Annotated in this window: 4 protein-coding genes; 1 reads left to right on the top strand and 3 read right to left on the bottom strand. The window is 74.0% G+C overall.

Features of this window, described 5'->3' with window-relative positions; genetic code table 11:
• Positions 1–250: 250 nt before the first annotated feature.
• The 3 genes from ASE20_RS01295 to ASE20_RS01285 are packed head-to-tail and all read right to left on the bottom strand — an operon-like array spanning position 251 to position 4,909.
• Positions 251–2,650 carry a transglutaminaseTgpA domain-containing protein gene (locus ASE20_RS01295; RefSeq protein ID WP_056892719.1) on the bottom strand — a complete coding sequence of 800 codons (2,400 nt, stop codon included), beginning with the start codon at positions 2,648–2,650 and terminating at the stop codon, positions 251–253.
• Entirely contained in the window at positions 2,647–3,876 is a 1,230-nt protein-coding gene (locus ASE20_RS01290; protein WP_225868995.1) for a DUF58 domain-containing protein, read from the bottom strand. The genes ASE20_RS01295 and ASE20_RS01290 overlap by 4 nt, the downstream gene beginning before the upstream one ends.
• Positions 3,877–3,895: 19 nt before the next feature.
• The gene (locus ASE20_RS01285; protein WP_056892718.1) at positions 3,896–4,909 is read right to left on the bottom strand and encodes an AAA family ATPase; all 1,014 of its coding nucleotides are present in this window, start codon (positions 4,907–4,909) and stop codon (positions 3,896–3,898) included.
• A gap of 412 nt (positions 4,910–5,321) precedes the next feature.
• On the opposite strand from ASE20_RS01285, the gene mraZ reads away from it, so the two are divergent.
• A complete protein-coding gene (mraZ, locus tag ASE20_RS01280) occupies positions 5,322–5,744 on the top strand; it encodes a division/cell wall cluster transcriptional repressor MraZ (protein WP_056892717.1) in 423 nt (140 codons plus the stop codon).
• Positions 5,745–6,000 lie beyond the last annotated feature (256 nt).

The following is a 6,000-nucleotide window of genomic DNA, read 5'->3' as shown; positions in this document are numbered from 1 at the left end:
GAAGACGGGCGGGTGGGTGCCGGAGGCGCCGGACGGTGATCGGTCCCGGCGGCGACGTCGGGGTGCCGTCGGCGTACGCACCAGGTGCGACCAACGCGGAAGAGGTCCGCCGACGGCGGGGCCCCCGCTCCGAGCCGACGGGACCGATCACCGGGAGGCACCGGAGGCATCCACCCGCCACCCAGCCACGTCCGATCCAGGCCCAGCGCAGCGCAAGGCCAGCGCAGCGCAAGGCCAGCGCAGCGCAAGGTCAGCGACGCAACCGGGCGCGCACCCCACCCCACACCGATCGCGGCAACCACTCCGCCCGCCGCCGCTCCCGAGGCGTCACCCCCGCAGCCAACGACGCAGCCACCAGAGTGACGTCCGCCTCGACGTCGACGGTCTCGAGCGTGCCGACCGCGCCGCCCGCGGCACCTGCCGCGCCCGGCCGCGCGTACCGCGCCCGCTCCACGGCGAGCACCACCCGCGCCAACGCCCGCGCCGCCTCCGGAGCCACGTCGGCCCCGGTCCGCGGTCGTTCCAGCTGCTCGGCCGACGGATCCCCGAGTCGGTCGACCAGCACGGCCCCGACCTCGGCGGGCGAACGCCCGTCGGGCCACGGCACCCCGAGGTCCACCGCCGTCGCCCGCAGCTCTGCCCACAGCTCGTCCGGTCCGCCACCGAGCCGCACCCGTCGCGCCGTACGACGAACGGACCGCGGTCCGAGCACCGCGGCGGCCACGAGCAGCAGCACCAGCAGCGCGCCTCCGCCGACGGCGAGGTTCCGTCCGGTGTGGCTGCCGGCGCCGGAGGAGTCCGACGCGGTGTCCTCCGGTGCCGTCGACGGCCGGTTGGTGGGCCGGTTGGGTGCGACGGTCGCCGTGCCGCCGTTGCTCGCGGACGAGCTGGTGGCGTTCGACGTGTTCTCCTCGCCGATGCCGTCGAGGGGCACGCGCGAGTAGTCGGGCACCGACTCGACCCGGCCGGACGGCGTGGGCTCGAAGCGGACCCAGCCGGCGCCGGCGAAGTAGAGCTCGGGCCAGGCGTGGAGGTCGTGGCTGCTGTACTCGTACAGCCCGTCGCCGAGCGGGTCCGGCTCGAGGAATCCCACGGCGACGCGGGAGGGGATGCCGAGGATCCGCGCCATCACGGCCATCGCGGAGGCGAACTGCTCGCAGTACCCGACCCGGCCGCCGGGCGAGAGGAAGGCCTCCAGGGTGCCGTTGCCGGTGCCGGCCGGCGCCTTGCGGAGGTCGTAGACGAAGCCGCCGTCCTGGCGGAAGAAGCGCTGCAGCATCAGTGCGCGCTCGTAGTCGTTGTCGGCGGGCCGGGTGATGCTGCGGGCCAGGTCGCGCACGATCGGCGGGATGCCGGTCGGCAGGTCCAGCACCTCGTCGGACACCGCACCGGCGGCCGGGTCACGGAAGTAGCGGCCGTCGGTGCCGTAGTGCGGGACGACGGAGGTGAGGGAGTACGCGATGCCCCGGGTGTCGAGGTCCTTGTCGGCGGCGAGGAAGTCCATCGTGGCCGGGTCGAAGCGCCAGTCGCCGTCGGCGCGGACCGCGGATGCCGGGAACTGCGTGGGCAGCCAGGTGGAGTCGAGCTCGTCGGTGATGCGGACCTGGTAGTCGTACTGGTCGCGGGGTACCGACTCGGCGAGCCCGGCCGGCGGCGGCAGCGCGCCGCTGGCGGTGTTCTCGGAGTCGACGTCGCGGTCGCCGCTGCTCCACTCCTGGCCGGTGAAGCGGTTCAGCACCGAGATCCGCAGGTACGACGGGCTGGGGTCGTCGGTCTGGACCTGGACCAGCGGCACGTCCTCGCCACGCTCGAGGTCGCGGCGCATGTCGGCGATCGGCTTGCGGATGCGGATGTCGCCGCCGCTGCCCCCGCCGCCGAGGTTGAACAGGTCGGTGCCGAGCACCGGCACGAACGCGGGTACGACGAGCGCGAGCGCCACTGCCGTGACGCCGATCCGTCCGGCGCCGGCCCGCGCCGCCTCCCGTACCGGGTTGCCGTGGCCCCACGGCGAGGCGTCGTCGGGGCCGAGCGGGCGGCCCCAGCGCTGGAGGTTCTCGCGCGCGTCGAGGTGGAGCAGCAGGAGGAAGCCGGCAGCGGCGATCGCGAAGCTGCCCCAGCCGGGACCGTCGTCGAGCAGCCCACTCGGGACGGAGTAGATCGCGAGCAGCACCAGTCCGGAGCCGGGGACGCGGCGGTAGGTGCACGCCACGACGTCGACGAGGACGACGAACACCGCACCGCAGACCAGCAGCAGCGGCCACAGCGGCGGCACGTTGGGGCCGATCGGCGCGCTGTAGGTGCGCGCGGAGTCGACGGCGAGGTCCAGCGCGTGGCCGATCTCGGCAGCGCTCCCGCCCACGGGGAGCGGGCTGCCGGTGATCTGCCAGGACACGATGGCCGCCGCGACCAGCACCTGGAGGAGCGCGGTCAGCCACCGCGGAGCGGCCCGCCAGCGCAGCACCGCGCCGAGCGTGACGACGACGGCCCCGACGACCGCCACCCGGTTCAGGTACGTCGTCGGCTGGGACACGAAGCCCTGCCACGCGGTCAGGGCGACCCACGTGGTGGCGAGGCCGACCAGGCCGACGACCAGCCCGGGGGCGAAGGGGACGTTCGAGCCCTCGGGTGCGGGGGCGCGGTGGGAGGTCATCGGCCGACGCCGCCTCGGGACGGGGCGCGGCCAAGGTCGCGCCAGGCGCCGTCGAGCCGGTCGCGGGGGCCGATGCCGACGCCGCGCCAGCCGATCGCCAGCAGGGGAGTGGCGGCCGCGGCCGGTCCGGCGCTGGTGCGCGTGGCCGACCACTGCTCGACGTCGAGGACGACGGCGAGCGCGGCACCGGCGTCGTGCCGGATCCGCTGCAGCGACGTGGTGTCGCCGGCGATGTGGGCGCCGAGTACGGCGACCACGACGCCACCGCGAGCCTGGTCGCCGGACCATGCGGTGTCGAGCTGCGGTCGTGCCGTGAGGCCGAGGACGGCGAGCTTGCGCAGTGACTGCTCAGCCCCCTCGGCCTCGGCGCCATTGGCGGTGGCGAGCTGCACGGCGTACCCGTGCTTCTCGAGGTGGACGATCACCGAGGCGGCAGCGACCACCGCGGACTCGAAGCTGGAGGCGGGTCCCTGCCCGCGGTGCGCGTGGGTGCGGTTGTCGATGACGACGGTCGCGTGCGCCTCCCAGGGCTGCTCCTCGAGGCGCACCATCAGCTCGCCGGTGCGGGCCGAGCTGCGCCAGTGGACGCGGCGCAGGTCGTCGCCGCGACGGTACTCCCGCACGCTGACGTCCTCGGCCGAGCCGGACGCGAAGGCCTGCGGCCGGTGCTCGCCGGCGCCCTGCCAGCCACCGGACAGCGGGATGGCCGGCAGCGGCAGCACCCGCGGCGTGACGACGAGCTCCGCCGTACCGCCGATCTGGCGCCGGCGCTCGACGAGGCCGAACGGATCGGTGATGCGGACGACGAGCGGCCCCACCGCGAAGCGCCCCCGGATGTCGGAGCGCACGGGATAGGTGACGGTGCGCTCCCAGTGCTGGCCCAGGCCCTGCAGCACGAACCGGGGTCGGCTGCCGAGGGCGTAGGGGAGGGTGTCCTCGACCAGCAGTGGCCCGTCGGCGCGGCGGCGCTCGCTGGAGATCGACAGGTCGATCCGCGCGGACTCGCCGGCGCGGAGCAGCCGCGGCCACACGGTGCGGCTCACGACCGGGTCGTGGCGGCGCCGGGCGACGACCAGGGCCGCGATGAGCGGCAGCGCCAGCACCAGGACGCCGACGCGGGTCAGCGCGGCCTGACCGAACACCACGGCACAGGCGATCGCGGTCACGCCGGCCGCGGCGAACGCCCGTCCCCGCAGGGTCAGTGAGGAGAGCGCGGAACGCAGCATGGGGGCTCGACCGGGGTGCTCAGGAGCCGGCGTCGGGGACCGGCACCTGAGCCGCGATCCCGTCGAGGATCGCGGCCGCGCCCCGACCGCCGACGGCGGCCTCGGCGCTGGGCAGCAGGCGGTGCGCGAGCACCATCTGCAGCAGGGCGCGGACGTCGTCGGGCAGCACGTAGTCGCGGCGGTGCAGCGCGGCGCGGGCCTTGGCGGCGCGGATCAGGTGGAGGGTCGCCCGCGGCGAGGCACCGAGCAGGAGCTCGGGGTTGTTGCGGGTCGCGGCGATCAGGGAGACGGCGTAGCGCTGCACGGCGTCGGAGACGTGGACCTGCGCGACGATGCCGCACAGCTTGCGGATCTCGGCACTGTCGGTGACCGGCTCCAGGTCGTCGAGCGGGTTGACCGTGCCGTGGCTGGCGAGCATCGCGATCTCTGCCGCCGGCACCGGGTAGCCGATCGAGACGCGGGCGAGGAAGCGGTCGCGCTGCGCCTCGGGCAGCGGGTAGGTGCCCTCCATCTCGACCGGGTTCTGGGTCGCGATCACCATGAACGGTGACTCGAGCTGGTAGGTCACGTTGTCGACCGTCACCTGGCGCTCGGCCATGCACTCGAGTAGCGCGGACTGGGTCTTGGGCGAGGCGCGGTTGATCTCGTCGCCGATCACGATGTTGGCGAAGACGCCGCCGGGGCGGAACTCGAAGGTCCGCGTCGACTGGTTGAACACCGAGACGCCGGTGATGTCGGACGGCAGCAGGTCGGGGGTGAACTGCACCCGGCGCACGGTGGAGTCGATGCTGCGGGCCAGGGCCTTGGCGAGCATCGTCTTGCCGACGCCCGGCACGTCCTCGATCAGCAGGTGTCCCTCGGCGAGCAGGACGACGATCGCGGCGCCGACCACCTCGGACTTGCCCTCGATGACCTTCTCCACGTTGGCCCGGATCTGGCCGGCGACCCGGGCGACGGTGTCGACGTCGGCGGCGGCACCGGCCGCTCCGGCGACGGGCGCGGGCGGGGCGGCGGGGCCCGGCGGTGGGCTCATCGGTGGGCTCATCGGCGTCTCCACGGCTTACTCCTCGTCGTGCTGTCCCTGATGGCCCGAGGCCACGGTGCACCAACCCTACGGCGCGGGTGGCTGGTGTGTGCGGGACCCGGCGGAACTGCTCCCGGACCGCTTCCGGGCAGCTCTCGAGCTGCCCCCGCGCTCCCTGTGACGCCACCGGAGGGCCCCTAGTTCCCCACTTCCCCCCACTTTTTCCTCCACTTCGCTCCACCCCGCCCCTCCACCCCGCTCCACCGCCCTGACCAGCGGTTTCCCGGCGCACTCGAGCGCACTCAGGGAGGGCGTGAGCGGCGCAGGGGGAGCGAAAGTGGTTGACGGTGGGGGAAAGTGGGGTACTGTGGTGGAAAGTGGAGGAACGGCGGAGTCCGGTGGGACGGCTGGGGGTGGCCCGATGCTCTTCATGGGCACCTACACCCCCAAGCTCGACGACAAGGGCCGCCTCTTCCTCCCCGCGAAGTTCAGGGATCGACTGGCGGAGGGGCTCGTGGTCACTCAGGGACAGGACAAGTGCCTGGTCGTGTGGCCCACGGACGTCTTCGCCGAGGAGGCCGAGCGGCAGGCCGCCCGGCCGATGACCAACCGCGCCGCCCGGCGCTACGCCCGGGTGCTGTTCGCCGGAGGCGACGAGAGCACTCCGGACAAGCAGGGGCGGATCGGCATCCCCGGCCACCTGCGGGAGTACGCGGGCCTCGAGCGCGACGTGGTCGTGATCGGGGTCCGGGACCGACTGGAGATCTGGAACCCGACCGCATGGCGCGAGTTCCAGCTCGAGGCGCTGGAGGAGTTCGCCGACCTCGACGAGGACGACGACTGATCTCCGCCGCACCACCCACGCAGCACCCCCCCGCAGCACCACTGACAACACAACAGCGGATCCGCAGGACGAGGTCTCAGCCCGCTCCTGCTCCCGACACCCCGATGTCGCCACCTCCTGGGGCACCTTCCCCGGCACCAGGCGGGACACAGCGACGGACGGGCCACCCGGCCATCTGGGGCACTTCCCCGGCACCAGAGGGCACCCGAACACACCGGGTGCGGGAGCGGGCAGGGACCTGGCTCTGCGGATCCGC

The sequence above is a fragment of the Nocardioides sp. Root240 genome, assembly GCF_001428825.1.
Classification (GTDB): domain Bacteria; phylum Actinomycetota; class Actinomycetes; order Propionibacteriales; family Nocardioidaceae; genus Nocardioides.
Note: the sequence above shows the minus strand (reverse complement) of the source record. Positions and strands in the feature narration are given on the sequence as shown.

Excerpts from the sequence above, each read along its gene's own strand:
- ASE20_RS01290 (WP_225868995.1), bottom strand. The coding sequence starts at position 3,876 with ATGCTGCGTTCCGCGCTCTCCTCACTGACCCTGCGGGGACGGGCGTTC.
- ASE20_RS01295 (WP_056892719.1), bottom strand. The coding sequence starts at position 2,650 with ATGACCTCCCACCGCGCCCCCGCACCCGAGGGCTCGAACGTCCCCTTC.
- ASE20_RS01285 (WP_056892718.1), bottom strand. The coding sequence starts at position 4,909 with ATGAGCCCACCGCCGGGCCCCGCCGCCCCGCCCGCGCCCGTCGCCGGA.
- mraZ (WP_056892717.1), top strand. The coding sequence starts at position 5,322 with ATGCTCTTCATGGGCACCTACACCCCCAAGCTCGACGACAAGGGCCGC.